Source organism: Jiangella endophytica, assembly GCF_003427025.1.
Lineage (GTDB): Bacteria > Actinomycetota > Actinomycetes > Jiangellales > Jiangellaceae > Jiangella > Jiangella endophytica.
The window spans coordinates 19,733-44,482 of sequence record NZ_QVAI01000021.1; the positions used below are offsets into that span (position 1 = coordinate 19,733).

General features: G+C 73.6%; 17 protein-coding genes. 11 read left to right on the top strand and 6 right to left on the bottom strand.

Annotated elements, in window-relative coordinates; translation table 11 throughout:
• Positions 1 to 36 precede the first annotated feature (36 nt).
• The 4 genes from DZA62_RS29995 to DZA62_RS30010 all read left to right on the top strand — a co-directional run bounded on the left by DZA62_RS29995 (position 37) and on the right by DZA62_RS30010 (position 3,971).
• Positions 37 to 1,458, top strand: coding sequence for a M1 family metallopeptidase (locus tag DZA62_RS29995; protein WP_116952639.1), 1,422 nt, complete (start codon positions 37 to 39; stop codon positions 1,456 to 1,458).
• Positions 1,459 to 1,491: 33 nt separating this feature from the next.
• Positions 1,492 to 1,965 carry an ArsR/SmtB family transcription factor gene (locus tag DZA62_RS30000; protein WP_116952640.1) on the top strand — a complete coding sequence of 158 codons (474 nt, stop codon included), beginning with the start codon at positions 1,492 to 1,494 and terminating at the stop codon, positions 1,963 to 1,965.
• Positions 1,965 to 2,897, top strand: coding sequence for a cation diffusion facilitator family transporter (locus tag DZA62_RS30005; RefSeq protein ID WP_116952641.1), 933 nt, complete (start codon positions 1,965 to 1,967; stop codon positions 2,895 to 2,897). The genes DZA62_RS30000 and DZA62_RS30005 overlap by 1 nt, the downstream gene beginning before the upstream one ends.
• Positions 2,898 to 3,020: 123 nt before the next feature.
• The gene (locus DZA62_RS30010; protein WP_116952724.1) at positions 3,021 to 3,971 is read left to right on the top strand and encodes a type IV toxin-antitoxin system AbiEi family antitoxin domain-containing protein; all 951 of its coding nucleotides are present in this window, start codon (positions 3,021 to 3,023) and stop codon (positions 3,969 to 3,971) included.
• A 34-nt stretch (positions 3,972 to 4,005) separates the two neighbouring features.
• Here DZA62_RS30010 and fahA read toward each other — a convergent pair whose 3' ends face one another.
• Entirely contained in the window at positions 4,006 to 5,196 is a 1,191-nt protein-coding gene (gene fahA / locus DZA62_RS30015; RefSeq protein WP_198664355.1) for a fumarylacetoacetase, read from the bottom strand.
• The gene (locus DZA62_RS30020; RefSeq protein ID WP_116952643.1) at positions 5,193 to 6,029 is read right to left on the bottom strand and encodes a hypothetical protein; all 837 of its coding nucleotides are present in this window, start codon (positions 6,027 to 6,029) and stop codon (positions 5,193 to 5,195) included. The genes fahA and DZA62_RS30020 overlap by 4 nt, the downstream gene beginning before the upstream one ends.
• 163 nt (positions 6,030 to 6,192) lie before the next feature.
• On the opposite strand from DZA62_RS30020, the gene DZA62_RS30025 reads away from it, so the two are divergent.
• The 7 genes from DZA62_RS30025 (at position 6,193) to DZA62_RS30055 (ending at position 19,359) form a co-directional block, all read left to right on the top strand.
• Positions 6,193 to 7,395, top strand: a complete 1,203-nt coding sequence (locus DZA62_RS30025; protein WP_116952644.1) for a homogentisate 1,2-dioxygenase — start codon at positions 6,193 to 6,195, stop codon at positions 7,393 to 7,395.
• An 80-nt stretch (positions 7,396 to 7,475) separates the two neighbouring features.
• Positions 7,476 to 8,459, top strand: coding sequence for a DUF6263 family protein (locus DZA62_RS30030; protein ID WP_116952645.1), 984 nt, complete (start codon positions 7,476 to 7,478; stop codon positions 8,457 to 8,459).
• 99 nt (positions 8,460 to 8,558) lie between these two features.
• A complete protein-coding gene (locus tag DZA62_RS30035; RefSeq protein WP_157987995.1) occupies positions 8,559 to 11,798 on the top strand; it encodes an NHL domain-containing protein in 3,240 nt (1,079 codons plus the stop codon).
• Positions 11,795 to 12,268, top strand: a complete 474-nt coding sequence (locus DZA62_RS30040; protein ID WP_116952647.1) for a hypothetical protein — start codon at positions 11,795 to 11,797, stop codon at positions 12,266 to 12,268. Before DZA62_RS30035 ends, DZA62_RS30040 begins: the two co-directional genes overlap by 4 nt.
• 73 nt (positions 12,269 to 12,341) lie before the next feature.
• The gene (locus DZA62_RS30045) at positions 12,342 to 15,632 is read left to right on the top strand and encodes an NHL domain-containing protein (RefSeq protein WP_157987996.1); all 3,291 of its coding nucleotides are present in this window, start codon (positions 12,342 to 12,344) and stop codon (positions 15,630 to 15,632) included.
• A complete protein-coding gene (locus tag DZA62_RS30050; protein WP_116952649.1) occupies positions 15,629 to 16,120 on the top strand; it encodes a hypothetical protein in 492 nt (163 codons plus the stop codon). The genes DZA62_RS30045 and DZA62_RS30050 overlap by 4 nt, the downstream gene beginning before the upstream one ends.
• Positions 16,121 to 16,179: 59 nt before the next feature.
• Positions 16,180 to 19,359: an NHL domain-containing protein gene (locus DZA62_RS30055; protein WP_157987997.1), complete on the top strand. Its 3,180-nt coding sequence runs from the start codon at positions 16,180 to 16,182 to the stop codon at positions 19,357 to 19,359.
• A 46-nt stretch (positions 19,360 to 19,405) separates the two neighbouring features.
• Here the strand turns inward: DZA62_RS30055 and DZA62_RS30060 are convergent, their stop codons facing one another.
• The 4 genes from DZA62_RS30060 to DZA62_RS30075 form a co-directional block, all read right to left on the bottom strand.
• Positions 19,406 to 19,873: a hypothetical protein gene (locus DZA62_RS30060; protein ID WP_157987998.1), complete on the bottom strand. Its 468-nt coding sequence runs from the start codon at positions 19,871 to 19,873 to the stop codon at positions 19,406 to 19,408.
• A 111-nt stretch (positions 19,874 to 19,984) separates the two neighbouring features.
• On the bottom strand, positions 19,985 to 22,795 hold the full coding sequence (locus tag DZA62_RS30065; protein ID WP_116952652.1) for an AfsR/SARP family transcriptional regulator: 2,811 nt from the start codon (positions 22,793 to 22,795) through the stop codon (positions 19,985 to 19,987).
• 81 nt (positions 22,796 to 22,876) lie between these two features.
• Positions 22,877 to 23,800, bottom strand: coding sequence for a hypothetical protein (locus tag DZA62_RS30070; RefSeq protein WP_232827645.1), 924 nt, complete (start codon positions 23,798 to 23,800; stop codon positions 22,877 to 22,879).
• Positions 23,797 to 24,702 (bottom strand): ABC transporter ATP-binding protein, encoded by a 906-nt coding sequence (locus DZA62_RS30075; RefSeq protein ID WP_116952653.1) that lies wholly within the window; start codon positions 24,700 to 24,702, stop codon positions 23,797 to 23,799. Before DZA62_RS30075 ends, DZA62_RS30070 begins: the two co-directional genes overlap by 4 nt.
• Between the last annotated feature and the right edge of the window lie 48 nt (positions 24,703 to 24,750).

Below are 24,750 nucleotides of genomic sequence, written 5' to 3' on the forward strand. Positions count from 1 at the left end.
GATCACATCCGTCGTCCAACCGGGGGAGCGTTCTCGATGAGATCTCGAGTCAGGTCCGGCGTCGTCGCGGCGGCAGCCGTGGCGTTGCTGGCAGCTGCCGTCGTCCCAGCGAGCGCGGCGAACGGACAGTCGTCCAGGCCGTCGCCGGGCGGGTCGGGGGCGGGCGACGCCTACTTCCCGTTCGCCGGCAACAGCGGCTACGACGCCGTGCACTACGACCTCGACCTGCGGTACCAGCCGCCGGCTCCGGCGCCCGCCCCGCTGACCGGGCAGCTGGACGCCGTCGCCACCGTGACGATCGTGCCGACCCGTCACCTGACCAGCTTCAACCTGGACCTGCGCGGGCTGGACGTGGAGTCGGTCGTCGTCAAGAACCGGCCGGCGCCGTTCACCCGCGAGGGCGACGAGCTGATCGTCACGCCGAAGACGATCCTGCCGCGCGGCAGGTCGGTCGACGTGGTCGTCACGTACGGCGGCACGACCGGGCGGCCCACCGACATCGAGGGGGCGCTGTACGGCTGGGTCACGACGCGCGACGGCGCCATGGTGGCGAGCGAGCCCGACGGCTCGATGACGTGGTACCCGGTCAGCGACCACCCGACCGACAAGGCCACCTACGACGTCTCCGTCGCGGTGCCGGAGGGTCTGGTCGCGGTCGGCAACGGCGACCTCGTGGGCTCCGAGACGGCCGGCGGGTGGACGACCTGGGAGTGGTCGTCGCGCGAGCCGATGGCCAGCTACCTGGTGACGGCGTCGGTCGGCAACTACGAGCTGAGGCAGACGACGACGCCGGACGGGCTGCCGCTGATCGACGCGATCGACCGCGACCTCGCGCCCGCCGCGTCGGCCGGCCTCGCCCAGACCGCCGAGATGATCGCGTTGTTCGAGACGAAGTTCGGCCCGTACCCGTTCTCGTCCTACGGAGCGATCGTCGACGACGACAGCGTCGGGTACGCGCTGGAGACGCAGACCCGGCCGATCTACTCCACGCGGGCGAACGAGGGGACGGTCGCGCACGAGCTGGCGCACCAGTGGCTCGGCAACAGCGTCAGCCCGGCGCGCTGGCAGGACATCTGGCTGAACGAGGGCTGGGCCAGCTACGCCGAGTGGCTGTGGTCCGAGCACGACGGCCGCACCACCGCCGCGGAGAACTTCGCCGACGTCATGGCGATCCCCGAGACCAGCGCGTTCTGGCAGACGGTGGTCGCGGACCCGGGCCCGCTCGGGCTGTTCGCCGCCGCTGTCTACGACCGGGGCGCGGCGACGCTGTACGCGCTGCGGCTGGAGATCGGCGAGGAGGCGTTCGACGCGCTGTCGCTGGAGTGGCCGGCCCGGTACAAGGACTCGGTCGCGACGACGGACGACTTCCAGGCACTGGCCGAGGACGTCTCCGGGCGGGACCTGGAGGAGTTCTTCGACGTCTGGGTGTGGACGGCGGGCAAACCGGCGATCCCGTGACGGCTCATCGGTAGGACGCGCTATCATCGTTACATGACGATGAATCGTGCGTCGGTCGACGCGGCCGCGGTGCAGCTGTTCCACAGCCTCGCCGACCCCGCTCGGCTGGAGATCGTGCGGCTGCTCGGCCACGGCGAACGGCGGGTGGTCGACCTCACCGCCGAGCTCGGCCTGGCCCAGTCGACGGTCTCCGGCCACCTGTCCAGCCTGCGCAACGCCGGACTGGTCGAGCCGCACCCGCACGGCCGGTCCACGTTCTACGCGCTGGTCCGGCCCGAGCTGTGGGCCATGCTGGCCGCCGCCGAGGACGTCCTCGCGGCGGCCGGCTCGCCGGCACGGCTGCGGCCGGACGGCGTGAGCACCGGGCACGCGCCGCACGCCGACGCCGCCGGGGCGCACCCGGACGCCGCGGGGCCGCACGCGGACGCGGCCGGGCCGCACACCGACGGGCACCGGGCCCGTCCGGACGCCGCCGCGCCCGCGACCAGGCCGGGGCGGGTGCACTGATGGGCGCCGGACACGGTCACGGGCACGGCCTGCCGCAGGGCACGACCGCGTCGTACGCGTACCGGCGCCGTATGCAGGCGGTGCTGGTCATCATCGGCGTCGTGCTGGCGGTACAGGTCGTCGGCGCGTTCATGTCCGGCTCGCTGGCGCTGCTGGCCGACGCCGGGCACATGCTGGCCGACGGTCTCGGCGTCGCGTTGGCGCTGCTGGCCACGGCCATCGCGGCCAAGCCGGCGAACACCGCGCGGACGTTCGGCTGGCAGCGGGCCGAGATCCTGGCGGCGCTGACCAACGGCGTGGTCGTCGGGGTCATCGGGGTGCTGGCGATCGTCGGCGGCATCCGGCGGCTCGGCGACCCCGGCGAGATCGAGACCGGCATCATGCTGGTGGTCTCGATCATCGGCCTGCTGGCCAACGTCGTCGCGCTGCTGCTCCTGCGGTCCGGCCAGCGCGAGAGCCTGAACGTGCGCGGCGCCTACCTCGAGGTCGTGGGCGACACCCTGGGCTCGCTGGCCGTCGTCACCGCGGCCGTCGTGATCATGGCGACCGGCTGGGTCCGCGCCGACGCGGTGGCGTCGATGCTGATCGGTGTGCTGATCCTGCCGCGGGCCTGGCTCCTGCTGCGCGAGGTGTTCGAGGTCCTCCTCGAGGCCACCCCGAAGGGCGTCGACCTCAAGGACGTCCGCCACCACATCATGGAGATCCCCGGCGTCGTCGACGTGCACGACCTGCACGCCTGGACCATCACCAGCGGCGTCCCGGTGCTGTCCGCCCACGTCGTCATCGCCGACTCCGCCGAGCCCGGCTGCGGCGCCGACTCCGTCCTCGACGGCCTGCACGAGTGCTTGGCCGGCCACTTCGACATCGACCACAGCACGTTCCAGATCGAGCCGGAGGGCCACGTCGAGCACGAGCACGCCGCCCACGCCTGACCCCCTCCCATGATCATCAATGATCCAACCACCTATGAGCGGTTGGATCATTGATGATCATCGTTGTCCACAGATGGCGAACTGGGGGTGGCCGGACGGTTCCGGTTCGCGCAGGGTGGTGGGGTGGATCTCGATGACCTGATCGCCGTTCAGCACGGGCTGGTGAGCCGTGCTCAGGCCATCACGTGCGGGCTGAAGGTGCGGCGCATCGAGTGGCTGGTCACCTCGGGGCGCTGGCGGCGGGTCCACGCTGGCGTGTTCGCCACGTTCACGGGTCCGCTCACGTTCGAGGCGCGGGTGTGGGCGGCCATCCTGCGGGCCGGCCGGGGCGCGGTCGCCAGTCATCGCACGGCCGCGTTTGTGGACGGGTTGTGTGACGATCCAGGCCCGGTGGTGCACGTCACGGTCCCGGCGGATCGTTACGTGCAGTGCAAGATCGAGGGTGTCCGGGTCCACTATGCGCATCGGTTGCCGCGGACGCGTCATCCGGCCGCGACGCCGCCGCGTACCCGGCTCGAGGAGACGGTGCTCGATCTGGTGGACGTGGCGTCACATCCGCGTGAGGCGGAGGGCTGGGTGACGGCGGCGTGTCAGCGTCGCTTGTCGACGCCGGAGCGGCTGGCCGACGCGCTGGGGCGGCGTAAGAAGATCCGCTGGCGTCCGATGGTCGAGGCGATGCTCGTCGACGTGGCCGATGGTGCGCAGTCGCCGCTGGAGGTGCGGCATCTGCGCCGGGTCGAGCGGGCTCATGGTCTGCCGGTCGGGTGCCGGCAGCGACGTGTCGCGGGTCAGCGGGTCATCTGGGTCGACGTCGACTACGACCCGTACTCGGTGCGGGTGGAGTTGGACGGGCGTGTCGGCCACGTCGGCGAGGGACGGTTCCGTGACCGCCGCCGCGACAACCGTGCCACCGTCGACGGGCACGCCACGCTGCGCTACGGCTATGCCGACGTGTTCGGTGATCCCTGCGGCGTCGCCGCCGAACAGGCCCGCGTCCTCACCGCCCGCGGCTGGCGCGGGCAGGCGCGGACGTGCGGATCGTCCTGCCACGTCCGATCCCATGATCATCAATGATCCAACCACCTATAGAGGGTTCGATCATTGATGATCATGGGGTGGGGTGGACGGTGCCGGTCACCTCGCCGAGGCGGAGGCGGGCGCCCGCAGGACCGGGGGCGGTGGCGCGGATGGTGACGGTGTCGCCGTCCTCGAGGAAGGCGCGCGCCGAGCCGTCGGCCAGGGTGATCGGCTCGGCGCCGTTCCAGGTCAGCTCCAGGAAGCAGCCGCTGCCGCCCGGGCGGGGTCCGCTGACGGTGCCGGACGCGTAGAGGTCGCCGGTGCGCAGCGAGGCGCCGTTGACGGTCAGGTGGGCCAGTTGCTGCGCGGCGGTCCAGTACAGCTCGCGCACCGGAGGCCGTGAGACGACCGTCCCGTTCCATTCGACCTCGAGCGAGACGTCGAGTCCCCACGGCTCGGCGTCGGCCAGGTAGGCGGCCGGCTCGGGCGACCGCGGCGGCGGCGACACCCGGGCGTGCGCCAGCGCGGCCAGCGGCACCACCCACGGCGACACCGACGTCGCGAAGGACTTGCCCAGGAACGGGCCGAGCGGGACGTACTCGAAGGACTGGATGTCGCGCGCCGACCAGTCGTTGACCAGCACCATGCCGAACACGTGGTCCTCGAACGCGCCGACCGGCACCCGCGAGCCCAGGGGTGACGGCGTCCCGACGACGAAGCCGGCCTCGGCCTCGATGTCCAGTTTCAGCGACGGCCCGAACGCCGGTGCCGCGTCCGCTCCACCGCCTCGGCGCAGGCCGGACGGCCGCACGACGGGCGTCCCGGAGACCACGACCGTGCCCGCCCGGCCGTGGTACCCGATCGGCAGGTGCCGCCAGGCCGCCGGCAGTGCGGGGTTGTCGGGCCGGAACAGCCGGCCGACGTTCTCGGCGTGGGTCTGCGAGGCGTAGAAGTCGACGTAGTCGGCGACCTCGAACGGCAGGTGCGGCCGCACGTCGGCCGCCGGCACGAGGTGCGGCTCGACGGACGTACGGTGCGCCTCCTCGGTGACCAGCTCCAGCAGCCGTCCGCGCACCGCGTCCCAGGCTGGGCGCCCGGCCGCGAGGAACGGGTTCAGCGTGGGCTGCGCGAACAGCTCCGCGCCGGCCAGCGGCGCGAGGTCGAGCACCCACGAGCCGACGGCGACGCCCACCCGGGGCGCCTCGCCCGCGGTGGAGAAGACGCCATAGGGCAGCGTCCACGCGTCGAACGGCGCGTCGTCGCCGAGCTCCAGCCACGTCACGGGGCGACCTCGGCGGCCAACCCGAGGGCGACCAGTTCGGCCAGCGGTTCGGCGATGCTGCACGACCCGTACGACGCGAACCAGCGGCGCACCGACGGGGCCGGCAGTTCCGTGACGGCGGCCGCGAGCCGTTCCCCGTCGTCGATGGACAGGACGGCGGCGACGTCGGCCGCCGTGCCGCCGCCCGCCGCGGTCCCGGTGGCGAGCAGCAGGTTGAGGAACCCGTGCTCGGACGGCCGGCGGACGGCGTGGTGCAGCCCGGCGGTGAACTTGAACGGGATCCCGCGGTCGAGGCAGCCGACGACGAACGCGGCGACCTCGTCGTCCGGCGGCATCGCATCGGGCGACGGTCCGCCGGTGCGGAGCTTGGCGCGGTACCCGGCGTCGGCGACGACGTCCAGCGCGACCTCCCAGCCGGGCGAGCGCGGCACCTCGACGTAGGCCGGCTCGTCGTCGTCCGGACCGCCCAGCGCGGCGTCGAGCGCCGCGACCGTCCGCCGCGCGTTCTCACCCAACGGCGACCCGCGTAGCGGCACCTCGACGCCGCGCAGCACCAGCCGTGGCTCCTGCGCGACGGTGTCGACGGCGGCCAGCACGCCGGCCGTCCCGGTGTCGACGACGACCGCCACCTCCAGCGGCTCCGGTAGCGAGCGCGCCAGCCCGGCCAGCGACTCCAGTGACGACGCGGGGCACAGCAGCGGCCCGACCAGCGCGGAGTACCACGCCGACCGGTGCGCAACATGCGCCGGGACGGCGTCGGCCAGCGGCAGGTCGCCGGGCGGGAACACGGCGGCGTCGTCGACCAGCCGCTCGAACATCGGTGGAATCGTCATCGCCGGTCCGGATCCCTCTCCCTCGTGGGCCCCGCCGCCGTCTCGGACCTCACGGCCGGCGTCGCCCTGGCTCCCCTTGACACCTGTCGGACCCATCCTCGACCCTGGTCGATATACGGGCAAGTGCGTCCGATATTCGAACAATGCCGAGAAGGTGACGGAGATGTTCTACCGCAGCGTCGGCCTGGTCCCGCCCAAGCGGCACACTCAGTTCCGCAAGCCCGACGGCGCCCTCTACTACGAGGAGCTGATGGGCGAGGAAGGCTTCTCCTCCGACTCGTCGCTGCTGTACCACGAGGGTGTCCCGTCGGCCATCGTCGACTCCCGCATCTGGGAGCTGCCTGACGCGCGCACCGTCGCGAACCACCCGCTCAAGCCGCTGCACCTCAAGCCGCACGATCTCTTCCCCGGCCAGGACTGGAAGGCGTTCGACGTGGTGACGGGGCGGCGGCTGCTGCTCGGCAACGGCGACGTCCGCATCGCCTACGTCGCCGCCGGCGAGTCGTCGCCGCTGTACCGCAACGCCATCGGCGACGAGTGCGTGTACGTCGAGGACGGCGAGGCGACGCTCGAGACCATGTTCGGCCTGCTGCAGGTGCGCAAGGGCGACTACGCGATCATCCCGCGTGCGACGGTGCACCGCTGGGTCCCGACCGGCGACGGCCCGCTGCGCGCGTACGTCGTCGAGGCCAACTCGCACATCACCCCGCCGAAGCGGTACCTGTCGCGGTTCGGCCAGTTCCTCGAGCATGCGCCGTACTGCGAGCGCGACCTCACCGCGCCGGCCGAGCCGTTCGTGACCGTGGGGACCGACGTCGAGGTCTACACGAAGCACCGCGGCCACGGGCCGTCCGGGCTGGTCGGCAGCATCGTGACCTACCCGACGCACCCGTTCGACGTGGTCGGCTGGGACGGCTGCCTGTACCCGTACACGTTCAACGTCGACGACTTCGAGCCGATCACCGGGCGCATCCACCAGCCGCCGCCCGTGCACCAGGTGTTCGAGGGCTACAACTTCGTCATCTGCAACTTCGTGCCGCGCAAGGTCGACTACCACCCGCTGGCCGTGCCGGTGCCCTACTACCACTCCAACGTCGACTCCGACGAGGTCATGTTCTACTGCGGCGGCGACTACGAGGCGCGCAAGGGTTCCGGCATCGGCCTGGGCTCGATCACGCTGCATCCGGGCGGTCACTCGCACGGCCCGCAGCCGGCCGCCATCGAGCGGGCGCTGGGCAAGGACTACTTCGACGAGCTGGCGGTCATGGTCGACACGTTCCGGCCTCTGGAGATCGGCGAGGCCGGGCAGCAGAGCGACGACGGCGCGTACGCGTGGAGCTGGAGCGGCCGCGGCCCGACCGGCTGACTACCTTGTGGCGATGCTCGTTGTCGGCGCGGGCCTATAGAGTGCGGGACGATCCGCTCGAACCGTCCCGAGGAGTTCCCGTGCGCCGCATCACCGGCTGCCTGCCCCTGGCCGCTGCCCTGCTCGTTCTCGCCGGTTGCGGCGACGACTCCGGCGGCGGCACGGCTGACGACACCACCGCGCCGTCGGCCGCCTCCTCGGGCGAGAACGAGGCCGACGAGACGGAGTCGGCCGACGAGCCGGTCGCCGATGTGGCCTGCGCCGACGGCCCGCCCGAGGCCACCGTCACCGGCGCCGGCGACGAGCCGCGGACCCTGATGGAGCTCGCCCCCACGGCCGGCGACTCCGCCGCCGTCGACATGCGCATGACCATGGGCACCGAGATCAGCGTCGACGGCCAGGAGCAGCCCTCCACGCCCACGCCGCCGATGGTCATGGGCATGGCGCTGACCATCGACGACGTCACTGACGACGAGATCACCATGACGGTCACCTACGACCGCGTCGAGGTCGAGGGCGGCGATCCCGCCACGCAGGGCCTGCTCGACACCATGGTCGGCGTCACGGGCACCGTCACGACCACCCGCAGCGGTGCGTTCGTCGACGGCGCGATGGACCTCACCGGCCTCGACCCCACGCTGGCCGCGACCATGCAGCAGCTCGACAGCCAGCTCGCCAACCTCACCGTCCCGCTGCCCACCGAGCCGGTCGGCCTCGGCGCCACCTGGGACGTCGCCACTGCCGTCGACTCGCAGGGCTTCACCTTCTGCAACACCTTCAGCTACACGTTGACGTCGTTCGACGGCGACGCCTACGAGCTCGCCGTCGAGATGGTGCAGCAGGCCGAGCCCACCACCATCGAGCAGGGTGGCGCCTCGGTCGAGCTGGTCGAGGCGTCCGGCTCCGGCTCCGGCACCAGCGCCGGCCGGCTGAGCTTCCCGGTCGCTCTCGCCGGCAGCAGCGACACCGGCACGTTCATCGCGATGGCGGCCGGCGACGGCACCGACGAGCAGACGATGGAGCTCGACATGGACATCCAGATGGAGATCAGCACTCGCGAGTGATCCGCCGACCTGCCACGGCGGGGTCGGTGAAAGTGAAAAGAAAGTGGTGCCTGCAACCATCTCCGGCGGTACGCGACCGACCGGAGGGGGACCCTGTTGTTGTCCAGAGCACTGCTATCGGGCCTGCTGCTCGCATCGGGGCTGGCGACAGCGCCGGCGGCGGCGCAGACCACGCCGCCGGAGCCGCTGCCCGGTGAGCTGGTCGCCGTCGCCGGCACGGGCGCCGCCGGCTACTCCGGCGACGGCGGACCCGCGCTGGACGCTCGCCTGAACCAGACCCTCCGGCTGTCCGCCGGGCCCGACGGCACGCTCTACATCGCCGACCGGGTGAACAATCGGCTGCGGTTCGTCGGCCCCGACGGCGTCATCGACACCGTCCCCGGCACCCGGGCTCTGCGCTCACCCGAGACCGACGGGCCGGAGCTGCCGGGCTGGGGGTTCTGGAGTCCCAGCAACACGCCGGCCGCGAGCGCGGCCGGCGCTGACGGCAGCATCTACGTCGCCGGTGCCATGGACGTCCGCCGGGTCGCGCCCGACGGCACCGTCACGGTCCTGGCCGGTGCCGGCGAGGACGAGATCGACGACGGCGACCCCGACGGCGGCCTGGCCGCCGACGCCGCCATCTACAGCCCCGAGGACATCGCCGTGGACGCCGACGGCAACGTCTACCTGACCGACACCCGCAACAACAGGATCCGCCGCATCGGCGTCGACGGCATCATCACGACCGTCGCCGGCGGCGGTGAGCTGCCGGTGGCCGAGGCCGCGGACGGGCCGGCCACGCACGCCGACCTGTACGCGCCGGTGAGCGTCGCCGTCGATTCCACCGGCACGGTGTACTTCACCCTCGAGCGGGGCCCCGACGTGTACGAGGTGGGTCCCGACGGCGTGCTCGGCGTCATCGATGGCGAGGACCTCGCGGTCCTCGACCGGCGCGAGGAGCTGGTCGGCGTCACCGACGTGCTCGGCCGCCGGCTGGCGGTCGGGCCGGGCGACGAGCTCTACATCACCGACGAGGCCAACGGCCGGTTGCGGGTGGTGCGCGACGGCATGATCGAGGTCGCGGGTCCGCTGCCGAGCTCGGCGGGCGACATCGCGGTGGCCCCTGACGGCACCGTCTACTACTCCGCCGACTCCCGGGTGTGGCGGCTCCCGCAGGGCGTCGCCGAGCCGGACGCCGCTGTGACGCCGGCCGGGTCGCCCTGGCCGGATCACGATCCCGGGGACCTGCTCACCGTGGCCGGCGTGCCGTCCGACCCCGAGAAGTCGGCCGAGCCCGTGACGCCGCCGGACCCGTACGCGGGCCCGTCGTCCGTCGCGGCCGGCCCGGACGGCGTCACCTACGCCGCGGACGCCGTGCGCCACGTGGTCCATCGCATCGACGCCGACGGCACCGTGAGCGTCGTGGCGGGCACCGGCGAGGACGGCGGCACCGGCGAGGACGGCGGCACCGGCGACGGCGGGCCGGCCGACGAGGCGCTGCTGGGCACCCCGGCGGGCATCGACGTCGACGCCGCCGGCAACCTGTACATCGCCGATTCGTCCGGCGGCGTGATCCGCCGGGTCGGCACCGACGGCGTCATCACCACCGTCGCCGGCACCGGGGCCGGCACGAACGACGGCGACCCGCCACCGACCTGCGTGGGGGAGCCCGCGACGGAGGCGGCGCTCGGCATGCCGGCCGACGTCGCGGCCGGGCCGGACGGCAGCCTGTACCTGGCCGACTCGGCCCGCGCCCTGATCTGCCGCATCGGCCCGGACGGGTTGCTCACGCGGGTGGCCGGGGGCGGTGAACGCTGGGCGAAGGACGCCGACGACCACCCCGCCGTCGAGGCCACCCTGTGGGAGCCCGGCGCGGTCGACGTCGACGCCGCAGGCAATGTCTACGTCGTCGAGGCCGGCCGGTCGTACGTGCGGATGGTCCGGCCCGACGGCCTGCTGGTCGCGGTGGCGGGTGACAGCTACCTCGGTCTCGACGAGGGCGGGTTCGCGGGCGACGGCGGCCCGGCCGTCGAGGCGGAGTTGAACACGCCGATCGACGTCGCCGCCGGCCCCGACGGGAGCCTCCTCATCGCCGACACCTTCAACAACCGGATCCGCCGGGTCGGCGCCGACGGTGTCATCACCACCGTCGGCGGCTCCGGAGTGCGGCATGACACCGGCGACGGTGGCCCGGCGGCCGACGCCGGGCTGAACGAGCCGGCGGCCGTCGACGTCGCGCCCGACGGCGCACTCGTCCTCGCCGGCATCGACGAGGACCTCGTGCGGCGCATCGGCGCCGACGGCGTCATCGAGACGGTGGCCGACTTCGGCGAGGGCGACGCGGCCGCGGAGCCGGCTGCCACGACGGAGCTGACCGACGCCATGAGCATCGCCGTCACACCGGACGGAACACTGCTGGTCGGTGAGCCGCGGGCGCAGCGGCTGCGGAGCCTCGACAGCGGCGACCTGGTCGGCGTAGGGGCCGCCGACCAGGAGCTGGCCGGGCTCGGCAGGCTGGACACCGGTCCCGGCGGGGAGGTCTACGCCGTGCTGGGGGCCTCCGTCGTGCGGGTGTACCCCGACGGCCGGCGCGTGACCATCGCAGGCGGCGGGGTCGGCGAGCACCCGGTCGTCGACGGCGCGACGGCGGTCGGGCAGGTCCTGTCGCCACGCGACGTCGCCGTCGGACCGACCGGCGTGGTGCACCTGTTCGACGTCGCGACCCAGGCCGTCTACCGGATCGCCGGCGATGGCACGATCGCGGCGGTGCCCGGGTTCGACGGCGTCACGTTCGAGCTCCCGTCCGGCCTCGCCGTCGGCCCCGACGACACGATCTACGTCAGCGACGAGGCCGGCGACACCGTGACCGCCGTGACGCCCGGCGAGGACGCCCGGGTCTTCGCGGGCACCGGCGACAGCACCGTCGTCAACGACGACGTCGGCGACGACGGACCGGCCGCGGACGCGGTCGTGGCGTCGCCGGCCGACGTCGCCGTCGATCCGGACGGCAACGTCTACATCGCCGCCTTCGACGGCATCCGGCGCGTCGACGGCGAGGGCACCATCACCACGGTGCTCGACACGGAGCCGGACGGAGACACCGACCGCTGGATCACCACCCTGGCGGCCGGGCCGGGTGGCGACCTCTACGCCGTCGACTCCGACACCGACCAGGTGCTCGCCGTCGTACGCCCCGGCGAGATCTCCGGCGGCATCCCCTGGTGGATCGCCGGCGCCGGGGTGCTGCTCGCCGCCGCGGCCGCCGTCCTGCTGGTGCGCCGCCGCCGAGCCGCGGGCGCCGCGTCCGCACCGATGACCGACCCCGATCCCACGACGGAAGGAACCGCGACCGCATGAGCAACGACGACGACGGCAGGATGTTCGACGGCTATGCCCGCCTCTACGGCCCGCTCACCGTGGCCGCACTGGGCCTGGTCTTCAAGCCGATGTTCGACGACCTGCGGGTCGACCCGGAGACCGGCGGGGTGGCCAGCCGGTTCGGCAACCTCTGGGAGACCGCCTCGAACACCAACGGCGATCCGGCCGTCCTGGGCATCATCCTCGCGCTGATCATGATGGCGCTCTGTCTGACGGCGACGTTCCGGCCACGCTCTGGCGGCCTGCCGACCGGTATCGCCGTGGTGTGCCTGCTGATCATCGTCATGCTCGCCACGAAGCCCGGCACCGGAGACCCGGCGCCCGACCTGAGCCCGGACGGCCTCGCCTCGATGGCGATCGCGGTCTTCACCCTTGCTCTGTCAGTCGTGCACGCGGTGCACTTCGCCCGCTGGCGCCGCGAGCGGACGGCCTCCGGCCACCGGCTCTGACCTGGCACGTCAGGCAGAGGAAAGCGAGAGTAAAGCGGCGCCCGCCACCATCGTCGGCGGTATGACTCGACCGATGGGGGATCCCGTGGTGACCAGGGCGTTGCTTCCTGCCCTTCTGTTCTCGACCGGCCTGCTGGCCGGTACCGCCGTACCGGCCGCCGGCGGCGAGACGCCGACCGGCGAGGCGCCGTCCGCCGAGGCGCCGTCCGCCGAGGCCCTCCCGGGTCAGCCGGTCGCCATCGCCGGCATCGGCTCGGTGGGGTACTCCGGCGACGGGGGCGCGGCGACGGAGGCGAGGGTGAACGATCGTCTCCAGGTGTCCGTCGGGCCCGACGGGACCGTGTACGTGGCCGACCGCTACAACAAGCGGGTGCGGGTGGTGACACCCGACGGGGTGATCGACACGCTGGCAGGGACCCGCGCACAGCGTTCGCCGGAGACCGACGGTATCGAGGTGCCCGGACTGGGCACGTTCAGCCCGAGCAACGCGCCGATCGCGACCGCAGTCGGCCCGGACGGCAGTGTCTATGTCGCCGGTGACGACGACGTCCGCCGGGTGGCCTCCGACGGCACCGTCACGGTGCTGGCCGGTGCCGGCGACGAGCGCATCGAGGCCGGTGACCCGGACGGCGGGCAGGCGGTCGACGCGTCCATCCACGAACCGTCCGACATCGCCGTCGACGCCGGCGGCAACGTCTACGTGGCCGACACGAACAGCAACCGGGTGCGCCGCATCGGCACCGACGGCGTCATCACGACGGTCGCCGGCGGTGGTGAGGCGTCACCCGAATCGGCCGAGGGGCAGCCGGGCACCAGCCTGGACACCTACGCTCCGACGAGCGTCGCGGTCGACTCCCGGGGAAGCGTCTACTTCACCACTCAGCTGAGCGGTTCGGTGTTCGGGATCGAGCCGGACGGGACGCTGCGGGTGATCGGCGGCGACGACATCGCCCTGATCCGTGCGGACCTGCCGGCGCCCGGCGCGGCCACCACGGGTGGCCGCCGGCTGGCCGTCGACGCCGACGACAACCTCTACATGACCGACCCCGACAACCAGCGGCTGCGCGTGCTGAGCGCCGCGGACGGAGAGATCACCACGGTCGGCCCGCTGCCGTCCACCACCCAGGACATCGCGATCGGCGCGGAGGGCGACCTCGTCTATGCCGCGGACAGCCGGGTCTGGCGGGTGGCCGATCCCACCGCCGTGCCGGCGGCTGCCGAGCTGGTGGAGCCGGCCGGGTCGCCGTGGCCCGATGCGGACCCCGGCACCGTCGTCACGGTGGCCGGTGTCGCGGGTGCACCCGAGGAGGCGCCGGCGCCCGTCCAGCCCGACGACCCGGCCGCCGGTCCCGTGGCGGTCGTGGCCGGCCCCGGCGGCGTCACCTATGTCGCTGACACGCTGCGCCACGTCATTCACCAGGTCGACGCCGACGGCGCCGTGTCGACCCTGGCCGGGACCGGCGAGGGTGGCTTCGGCGGTGACGGCGGACCCGCCACCGCGGCCCAGCTGAGCTCTCCGAGCGGCCTCGACGTCGACGCCGCCGGCAATGTCTATGTCGCCGACGCCGGCAACTCCCGGATCCGCCGCGTCGGCACCGACGGCGTCATCACGACCGTCGCCGGAGCGGAGCGGCCGGAGGACTACGACGACCAGGACCCCGAGCCGCTGTGCGTCGGCGAGCCTGCCGTCGAGGCGGTGCTCGCCCATCCCGTCGACGTCGCCGTGGGCGCCGACGGCAGCGTCTATCTCGCCGACCCGTCCCGCGGTCTGGTCTGCCGGGTGGGCACGGACGGCCTGCTGACGACGGTGGCCGGGGGCGGCAGGCTGTGGGCGGACGACGCCGACGACGAGCCCGCGGTGCAGGCCAGCCTGTGGGAGCCCAGCGCGATCGACGTCGATGCCGAGGGCAACGTCTACGTCATCGAGAACGGCCGGCCGCACGTGCGGATGGTCCGGCCGGACGGGGTGCTGGTCGCGGTCGCCGGTAACAGCTACTTCGGCCAGGACGAGGGCGGATTCTCCGGCGACGGCGGGCCTGCCGCCGAGGCGGAGCTGAACACCCCGCTGGACCTCGCCGTCGCTCCCGACGGGAGCCTCTTCATCGCCGACACCTTCAACAGCCGCATCCGGCACGTCGATGCCGACGGCGTCATCACCACCGTCGCCGGCACCGGATCGCCGCACGACACCGGCGACGGTGGCCCGGCGGCCGACGCCGAGCTGAACGAACCGAGCGCCATCGACGTCGATCCCGGCGGCGAGATCGTGATCAGCAGCCCGCGCAGCGACGTCGTGCGCCACATCGACGGCGACGGCGTCATCGAGACGCTGGCGGCCTTCCGGATGGGTGACGCCGTCGACGAACCGGTCGACGAGGCGGAACTGTCGACGGGCATGACGATCGCCGTCGGTCCGGACGGGTCGCTGACGGTCGCGGACGGCCAGGCCCTTCGGCTGCGGACCACCGACGGCGACATCTTCACCGACGTGCTGGCCGGTGACGCGACGCTGGGCGGGCTCGGCCAGGTGGCCACGGGACCCGGCGGGGAGGTGTACGTGAGCCTGGGGCAGACCGTCGCGAGGGTCTTCCCGGACAGCCGGCTGGTCACCATCGCCGGCGGCGTGTCGAACGAGCAGCCGATCGTCGACGGCGCCCTGGCGACGACGCAGATGCTGTCGCCGAAGGACGTCGCGGTCGGTCCCGACGGCACGGTCTTCGTGCTCGACGACGTCCGTAAGGCGGTGTACGAGATCCGCCACGACGGCACCCTCCACACCGTCGCCGGGTTCGACGCCGTCAACCTCGCGCAGCCGCACGGGATGGCGGTCGGCCCGGACGGGACGGTCTACGTCACCGATGTCGCGGTGAACCTGGTGTTCGCTTCGTCGGGCGACGAGGCGGAGAAGTTCGCCGGCAACGGCCAGGACGTGGTGGAGAACGACGACGTCGGCGACGGAGGCCCGGCGACGGAGGCGGTGGTCCGCTCGCCGAGGGATGTCGTCGTCGACGAGAGCGGCAACGTGTTCGTCGAGACGGCCGACGGGGTGCGGCGGATCGACCCGGACGGGACGATCACCACGGCCCTGACGGAGCCGGAGGAGGGCGATCCGCTCGACCCGGAGACGATGGCGGTCGGCCCGGGCGGCGACCTCTACGTCGTTGCCGCCGCCCAGCGGCAGGTGCTCGCCGTCGTCCGTCCCGGCGAGGTCTCCGGGCCGTTCCCGTGGCTCCCGGTGAGCCTGGGCGCCGGTGCCGTGGTCCTGCTGGCGGGCGCGACCGTCCTGCTGGTCCGCCGCCGCGCGCGGCAGGCCGGTACGTCCACGGCGCCGGCCACGGCTTCGGAAGGACCCGCACCAGCATGACCTCGGACAACGACGACGCCGGCCGGGTCTTCGACGGTTACGCCCGCTTCTACGCACCGCTCGCGATGGTGGTGCTGGGGTTGATGTTCGTGCCGCTCTTCGAGGACCGGCTGCTGAGCTACGACACGGCCTGGGGGCCGGTGTACCAGACCCACGGCTCGCTCTGGGAGATCGCGGGGAGGGGCATCCGGGTGGGCAACGGCGCCAACCCGGCCATGGTGGCGATCGCTCTCACGCTGGTCGTGGTCGCGCTGTGCGTGGCCGGGTCCTTCCGGCCCCGGTCGGCCGGGCTGCCCGCGGGCATCGCCGGCACCTCGGTCCCGCTGATCCTGATGCTGGTGATCAAGCCGGGCTCGGGTGATCTGGCGCTGGAGCTGAGCCCGGCCGGCCACGTGGCGATCGCGATCGCGGCCGCAGCGGTGGTGCTGGCCACGGTGCACACCGCGCACTACGCGCGCTGGCGCCGGCTGAGTCGTGCGGCGGCGTAGCCGATGAGGACGAGCGGCGTCATCCGATCGATCGATGGGACTTCGTGGTGAACCGGGCGTTGCTTCCTGCCCTTCTGCTCTCGACCGGGCTGCTGGCCGGCGCGGCGGTGCCGGCCTCCGGGACCGAGGACCTCCCCGGTGAGGCGATCCCGATCGCGGGCAACGGGGAGAGGGGCTATTCCGGCGACGGGGGCGCGGCGACCGAGGCGCGGCTGAACGATCACCTGCGGGTGTCCGTCGGGCCCGACGGGACCGTGTACGTGGCCGACCGGCACAACCAGCGGGTCCGGGTCGTGACTGCCGACGGCGTGATCGACACGCTGGCGGGCACTCGGGCGCGGCGTTCGCCGGAGAGGGACGAGCTGGAGATGCAGGACCCGGACACCTTCAGCCCGAGCAACGCACCCATCGCGACGGCCGCCGGCGCGGACGGCAGTGTCTACGTCGCCGGTGCCGACGACATCCGCCGGATCGCTCCCGACGGCACGATCACCGTCCTCGCGGGCGCGGGGGACGAGCGCGTCGAGGCCGGTGATCCGGACGGCGGGCGGGCCCTGGACGCGTCCATCCACGAACCCGCCGACATCGCCGTCGACGGTGACGGCAACGTCTATGTGGCGGACACGAACAACGACCGGGTGCGCCGCATCGGCACCGACGGCGTCATCACGACGGTGGCCGGCGGCGGTGAGGAGAACCCGTCGTCGGACGAGGGACAGCCGGGCACGAGCGTGGACATCGACGCCCCGGCGAGCGTCGCGGTCGACTCGGACGGAAGCGTCTACTTCACCCTCGTGGAGGACGGCTCGGTGTTCGAGGTCGGGCCGGACGGGACGCTCCACGTCGTGCCGGGTGAGGACATCGCCCGGCGTGGAGACGACCAGGAGCCGGCCGACGCGGCTCATACGGGCGGCCGCCGCCTGGCCGTCGACGCGGACGACAACCTCTACGTCACCGATCCCGGCAACGGCCGGCTGCGCGTGCTGGCCGACGGCAGGTTCACCACGGTGCGGCCGTTGCCCGCCGACACCTGGGACATCGCGGCCGGCATCGACGGAGCCCTGTACTACACCGGGCAGAACCAGGTGTGGCGGGTGGCCGATCCCGCCGCCGTGCCGGCAGCGGGGGAGCCGGTGGAACCGGCCGGCTCACCGTGGCCCGATGCGGACCCCGGCTCGATCGTCACCGTCGCCGGCGCGGGCGGCCCGCCCGTCGATCCGCCGGAGCCCGTCCGGCCCGAGGACCCGGCCGCCGGTCCCGCCGCGGTCGTGGCCGGCCCGGACGGCGTCACGTATGTCGTGGACACGTTGCGCCACGTCATCCACGAGGTCGGCCCGGACGGCGCCGTGTCGACCCTGGCCGGGACCGGTGAGAGCGGCTTCGGCGGCGACGGCGGACCGGCCGCCGCGGCCCAGCTGAACTTCCCGGCCGGCCTGGACGTGGACGCCGACGGCAATGTGTACGTCGCCGACGCCGGCAACGCCAGGGTCCGCCGCATCGGCACCGACGGGCGCATCACCACGATCGCCGGAGCGGACCGGGCCGGCGGCAGCGCGACCGGACCGGCCTGCATCGGCGAGCCGGCGGCTGAGGCGACGCTCGACTATCCGGTCGATGTCGCCGTCGGCGCGGACGGCGTCTACCTGGCCGACCGGACCCTCGGTCTGGTCTGCCGGGTGGACCCCGACGGCGTGCTGCGGGCCGTGGCCGGCGGTGGCCCGCTGCTGGCGAACGACGCCGACGACGAGCCGGCGGTGCGGGCCGGCCTGTCCGATCCCGCCGCGATCGACGTCGACCACGAGGGCAACGTCTACGTCATCGAGAGCGGCCGGCCGTACGTGCGGATGGTCCGGCCGGACGGGGTGCTGGTCCCGGTCGCCGGTGACAGCTACTTCGGCCCCAACGAGGGCGGGTTCGCGGGCGACGGCGGCCCGGCCGTCGAGGCGGAGCTGAACACGCCGAGCGACCTCGCCGTCGCGCCCGACGGGAGCCTCTTCATCGCCGACACGTTCAACAGCCGGATCCGCCGGGTCGGCGCCGACGGCGTCATCACGACGGTCGCCGGCACCGGCGCACCGCACGACACCGGCGACGCTGGCCCGGCGGCCGAGGCCGAGCTGGGCGAACCGAGCGCCCTCGACGTCGCCCCGGACGGCACGATCCTCCTCGGCGGACCGCGCGGAGACCTCGTGCGGCGCATCGACACGGCAGGCGTCATCGACACGCTGGCCGATTTCCGGACCGGCGTGCTCGCCGACGAGTCGCTGGCCGAGGCCGCGTTGGGGGCGGACCTCACCATCGCCGTCGGGCCCGACGGGGCCCTCACTGTGGGCGAACGGGACGCGGTGCGGTTGCGCGTCGCGGACGGCGACGTGCTGACCGCACTGCCGATCGCTCCGGCCCAGCTGGGCCGGCTCGGTCAGCTGGCGACCGGTCCGGGCGGCGAGCTCTACGCGATCATGGACCATGCGGTGGTGCGCGTGTACCCCGACGGGCGTCTGGTGACCATCGCCGGCGGCCCGGCCAGCGACGATCAGGTGCTGGACGGAGACCTGGCGGCGACGCAGGGGCTGACCGCGGTCGACGTCGCGGCCGATCTCCACGGCACGGTGTACGTGCTCGACGGCGTCGCCAAGGCGGTGTTCGAGATCCGGTCCGACGGCACGATCCACACGGTGGGCGGGTTCGGCGCCGTCACCCTCGAGCAGCCCGAAGGGGTGGCGGTCGGCCCGGACGGAACCGTGTACGTCACCGATGTCGCCACGGGCCTGGTGTTCGCCGCCGCACCGGGTGAACAGGCGCGGGAGTTCGCCGGCATCGGCGAGAACGTGGTGTCCGACGACCCGGCCGGCGACGGCGGCCCCGCGACGGAGGCGGTGGTCCTGGCGCCGACGGACATCGTCGTCGACGAGGGCGGCAACGTGTTCGTGGCGACGGTCGACGGGGTGCGCCGGATCGATCCGGACGGGACGATCACGACGACGCTGCCGGACCGGGGTCAGGGCGACCCGCTCGACCCGCGGACGATGGCGGTCGGCCCGGGCGGCGACCTCTACGTCGTCGACGCCGCCCACGGGCAGGTGCTCGCCGTCGTCCGCCCCGGAGAGGTCGCGGGCGGGTTCCCGTGGCTCCCGGTGAGCCTCGGCGGCGGCGCCTCGGTCCTGCTGGCCGGCCTCGCCCTGCTGCTGGTCCGCCGCAGACGCCGCGAGCGGACGGCCGCCGGCCGCCCGCTCGCCTGACGCGGCCGGGGTCACGTGGCGGCGTGACCCCGGCCGCGGTCTGTGGTCAGCCGCACTCGGACTGGACGCTTTCGCCCAGCCGCTGGCTGATCTCGGTGAGGTCGCCCAGCTGGTCCAGCTGCTCGAGCGCCTCCGGGTCGGCCGGGTCGATGTCGGACAGCGCCTCCATGGCGTCGGCCATCGCGGTCCAGTCGGCCGCGACGTCCTCCGGCGCGGCTGCGGCGAGGTCGCGGTACACGTCGACCAGGCCGCTGGCGGCGTCGGGATCGGTGGCCGAGGGGCCGCTCAGCAGGTCGTCGCCGAGCGACTGGAGCGTCTCGCAGTAGTCGCCGCCGGCCTCCTGCTCGGTGTCCTCCGCAGCGTCCGCGGGCGGGTCGGTCATGGTCAGTTCGAGGTCGGACTCCGGGGCCGACGGCGGTGGCGGCGGGTCGTCGGAGCCGCAGGCGGCGGTCGCGAAGAGCAGGGCGATGCCGGCCAGCGGGACGATGGCTCGGGCTCGGATGGTCGATTTCACGCGCACAGATCTCCGGTACGTCAGTATGAGCTGGTTCGGGCGAACCGACGCGACGATTCCAGGCGCCACTACACGCGCACTACACGCGTGCCGGCCGGGGTCCGGCCGGGGTCAGGCCGGGTGGAGGAGTTCGCGGCCGCGGCGCAGCACGTCGGGCATCCGCGGCACCGGAGCGCCGAGCAGGTCGCCGGCCTCGTCGCTGGTCAGGCTGTGCATCTCGCGCAGCAGCTCGGCCGAGCTGGTCCAGCTGTGCCGGGCGTCGCCGTCGCGTCCGAGGGCTCGCAGGATGTCGCCGCGCAGCCACCGGGCCAGTGCCTCGTCGACGCTGGAGCCGCAGGTGTGGAACGCCTCGATCGCCTGCTCGAAGTGGTCGAGCGCGCGCTCCCGCCGCCCGGCGTCGAGGTGGGCGTCGCCGAGCCGGAACAGCGCGATGCCGGTGAGGTGCGGGCTGTCGTTCAGCCGGAGCGCTCGCTCCTGGCACGCGATGGCCTCGTCCAGCCGGCCGGCCAGGTGGTGACAGACGCCGAGCAGGGTGAGGGTGTGCGCCTCTCCCTTGGCGTCGCCGATCTCGCGCTGGAGCAGGAGCGCGCGGCGGTACTGCTCGAACGCCTCGTCGGCGCGGCCGAGGTGGTGCAGCGCGAAGCCGAGCACGCTGCGGGTGTAGGCCTCGCCGGGACGGTCACCGCTCTCGCGGGCGGCCTCGACGGCGGCCAGCGCATGGTGGTGCGACTCAGCCAGCCGGTGCAGCATGAAGGCGGCGTCGCTGAGGTTCAGGTGCAGCTTCGAGCGCCACTGGGCCTGTCCGTCGTCGCCGAGTGTCGCGAGCGCCAGCCGGCTGATCGCGATGAGGTCGGTCCACCGGTCCTGACTGCGCAGCGGGTGCGCCATGGCCACGGCCAGGCCGGCGAGGATGGCCGGTCCGTCGCCGCCCAGCGCGGCGGCGTGGATGGCGGCCGCCGCGATGTTGTCCGATTCGGCCTGCACCCAGGCCGCGATCGCCGGGCCGTCGGGCAGGTCGCCGCCGTTCGGGCGCGGCGTGGTCGTGGCCGGGCCGATGGCCGCGTGGCTGTCGGACCAGGCGACGCCCATGCGGGACGCGTTGCGCGCGGTGGCGAGGTAGTGGTGCAGGGCGCGGCGGATGGCCGCGTCGCGGCCGGACGGGGTCAGCGTCCGCTCGGCCCGCTCGCGTGCGTAGAGGCGAACGAGATCGTGCAGCGTGAACCGGTCGCCGGGCGCGGCGATGAGCAGCTGCGCCTCGACCAGCTGGTCCAGCGCATGCCGGGTCGCCGTCAGCGACCGGCCGGCCAGCGCGGTCGCGGTGTGCACGGTGAAGTCGGCGAAGCCGGCCAGGCCCAGGCCGGTGAAGACCGCCGCGGGCGTCTCGGGCAGCGCGGTGAAGGCGACGTCGCAACTGGCGCGGACCGCGAGATCGTCGTGCTCCAGCTCGTCGAGGCGGTGCTGGGCGTCGTCCAAGCGGTCACGCAGTGCGGAGAGTGACCAGTCGGGTCGCGACAGCAGCCGCGCGCCGGCCACCCGGACGGCCAGCGGGAGCAACCCGCACAGCTGCGCGACCTCGGCCGCGACGGCCGGCTCCGCGGCCACGCGGTCCGGGCCGGCCACCGCGGCGAGCAGATCGACCGCCTCGTCCGGGGGCAGCGTCCCGAGCGTCAGCCGCCGCGTGCCGGCGAGCGTCGCGAGCACCCGCCGGCCGGTGACGAGCAGCACCGGCCCCGCGCCGGGGCGGCCGGGCAGGAGCGGACGGACCTGTGCGGCGGAGTCGGCGTCGTCGAGCATGATCAGCAGCCGACGCCCGGCGACCGCGGACCTGAACAAGGCCGCCGCGGCGGACGGGTCGCGGGGGATCCGCCGCTCCTCGACACCGAGCGACCCGAGCAACCGGGCCAGCACGTCGAGCGGCTGGAGCGGCCGGACGCCCGGGGTCGCGCCACGCAGGTTCACGTACAGCTGACCGTCGGGGAAGGCTGCGGCGGCCTCGTGCGCGGCCCGCAGAGCCAGCGCGGACTTGCCCACGCCGCCGGGCCCGCTGATCGTCACGACGTCGCCGCCGGTCAACCAGCCGGTGATCTGCCGCACCTCGTCGCGTCGGCCGGTGAAGGCCGGGTTGGCGGGCGGCAGCTCGGCCGGGCGGGTCGCGCCGGTGTCGCGGGCCGGCGGCAAGGTGAGCGCCGGGTCCTCGGTCAGGATGGCCTGCTCCAGCTCGCGCAGCTCGGGCCCCGGTTCCAGGCCCAGCTCCTCGACCAGCGCGGTGCGGGCGCGATGGTAGACGTCGAGCGCGTCGGCCGTGCGGCCGGAGCGGTGCAGCGCGAGCATGAGCTGGCGGTACAGCCGCTGGCGCAGCGGGTACGCGGCGACCAGCGCGGTCAGCTCCGCGACCAGCAGATCGTGCTGGCCGCGTTCGAGATCGGCGTCGATGCGCAGCTCGGCCACCGCGAGCCGAAGTTCGTCGAGCCGAGCCGCCTCGACGCCGACGTCCCCGGACTCGGCGACGTCGGCATAGGTCGATGGTCCGCGCCAGAGAGCCGCGGCGCGGTGGAACAGCTCCGCGGCGCTGTCGACGTCGCCGAGCGCGAGGGCGGCGCTGCCGTCGGCGGCCAGCCGCTGGAAGTCCTCGTCGTCCGCCTCGCCGGGCCGCACCACGAGCTGGTAGCCGGAGCGGTGGTGGACGATGCGGTCGTCGCCGAGCAGCCGTCGCAGCCGGTGCACGTAGACCTGCAGGTTGGCCCGCGCCGATCGGGGCGGCGGCCCGTCCCACAGCGCCTCGAGCAGCATGTCGGCGGACACCCGGGTGTTGCGGCGGGCCAGCAGGACGGCCAGCAGCAGCCGCTGCTTGGTGGAGGTGACCGGGACGGCCGTGCCGTCGTCGTCGTGGATCGTCAACGGACCCAGGACGCCGAACCTCATCGCACCTCCCCGTCGAATCGCCGTCGCCGCGCCCTGGCAGCGTACCGGGGCGCGGCGACGGCAGGAGCCGGGCGCGGACGATCAGGTGACGTCGCGGTGCCGCATCAGCAGCGCGCCCACGACGGCGAAGACCACCAGGTATGCCGCCACCAGCAGCGCCGCGGGGCGGCCGTCGAGGACGGTGAGCACACCCGGAGCGCCGTCGGGGTCGTCCGAGCCGCCGGCGCCCAGCGCGCCCGCCAGCGACCCGGCCGCCGTCCCCGGCAGCACGTCGGTCACGTACTCGATGCCGCTGAGCAGGTTGCCGACGCCGCGCAGCAGGTTCTCGATCACCAGCGACCACACCAGGCCGAGGCCGACGGCCAGCGCCGGGCTGCGGGTCAGCACGCCGACCAGCACACCGGCCGCCGCCCACATCCCGAAGATCAGCAGCCCGCCGCCGACCGACTCGGCCAAGGTGCCGAGCGCCGGCCACACGATGCTCTGCCCCTCGACGACGGCGATCAGCGTCGACGCCGCGAGGTCCAGGGCCAGCGTCGCCGCGACCACCCCGACGACCATGAGGCCGACGGCGGCCAGCGTCCCGCCGAAGGTGGACAGCCGGCTCGGACCCTGCGTGAGCACGGTCTTCCAGGTGCCCCAGCCGAACCCGCTGCCGGCCGCAAGCGCGCCCAGGATGAACATGATCGCGCCGCCGAACATCGGCATGCCGCTGGTGAAGACCGACGGGATCGCCGCCGGCAGCAGGTCCGGCAGCAGCGCCGACGGCGGGACGCCCTCGTTGGAGAAGCCGGACGACCCGGTCGAGTAGGCGATGTAGTTGAAGAGGTACGCGAAGGTGAGGTTGAGCAGCAGCCACACCGTCGCCAGGACCCAGACCGCGGGCCACTTGCGCAGCCGCAGCAGCTCGGCCCTGGTGCCGGCGAGCAGGCCGCCGAGCACGGTCGGGACGGCGCGGGTCTCGCCGCGGGCGGCGGACCGGCCGGTCATCGTCGCGGTGCTCATCGGTTCTCCTCCTGGTCGGTCGTCATCTCGAAGAACACGTCCTCCAGAGACCGCTCGGTCGGGCGGATCTCGTGGATGTCGGCGCCGGCCGCGACCAGCGCGCGGGCCAGCTCGGGCGCCCGCTCCTCGGGCAGCTCCAGCCGCACGCCCGCGTCGGTCAGCTGGACGGCGTCGTCGCCGGCCACCTGCATCGACACCGAGAGCGCCAGCTCCACCGGCTGCGCGCGGACCAGCAGCGTGCTGGCTCCGCGCAGCTCGGCGACCGTGCTCTCGGCCAGCAGCCGCCCGTGCGCGATGACACCGACGCGGTCGCAGATCTCCTGCACCTCCGCCAGCAGGTGGCTGGAGAGCAGCACCGTCTGTCCCTGCGCCGCGAGGTCGACGACCAGCTTGCGCATGTCGGCCATGCCGCCCGGGTCCAGCCCGTTCGTCGGCTCGTCCAGGACCAGCAGGTCCGGCTCGCCGAGCAGTGCCGACGCGACGCCGAGCCGCTGCTTCATGCCCAGCGAGTACGACTTGAACGCGTCGCCGCCACGCTCGACGAGGTCGACCCGGCGCAGCGCGTCCTCGACGGCGTTGTCGGAGACGCCCTGGTAGCGGGCCATGACGCGCAGGTTGTCGCGGCCGGAGAGGTAGGGGTAGAAACCGGGACCCTCGACCAGGGCGCCGACTCTCGCCGTCGCGCCGGTCTCACCGGGCGCGTGGCCCAGGATCGTGGCGGTCCCGCTGGTGGGACGGACCAGGCCGAGCAGCATGCGCAGCGTGGTCGTCTTGCCGGCTCCGTTCGGTCCGAGGAAGCCGTACACCTCACCGCGGCGGACGGTGAGGCTCACGTCGTTCACGGCGAGCCGGTCGCCGTAGCGCTTGGTCAGCCGGTCGGTGACCACGATGGTGTTCGTCATGGCTCCACGCTCCCGCGCAGCCGCCGTCACCCGCGTCGTCCGCAGAGC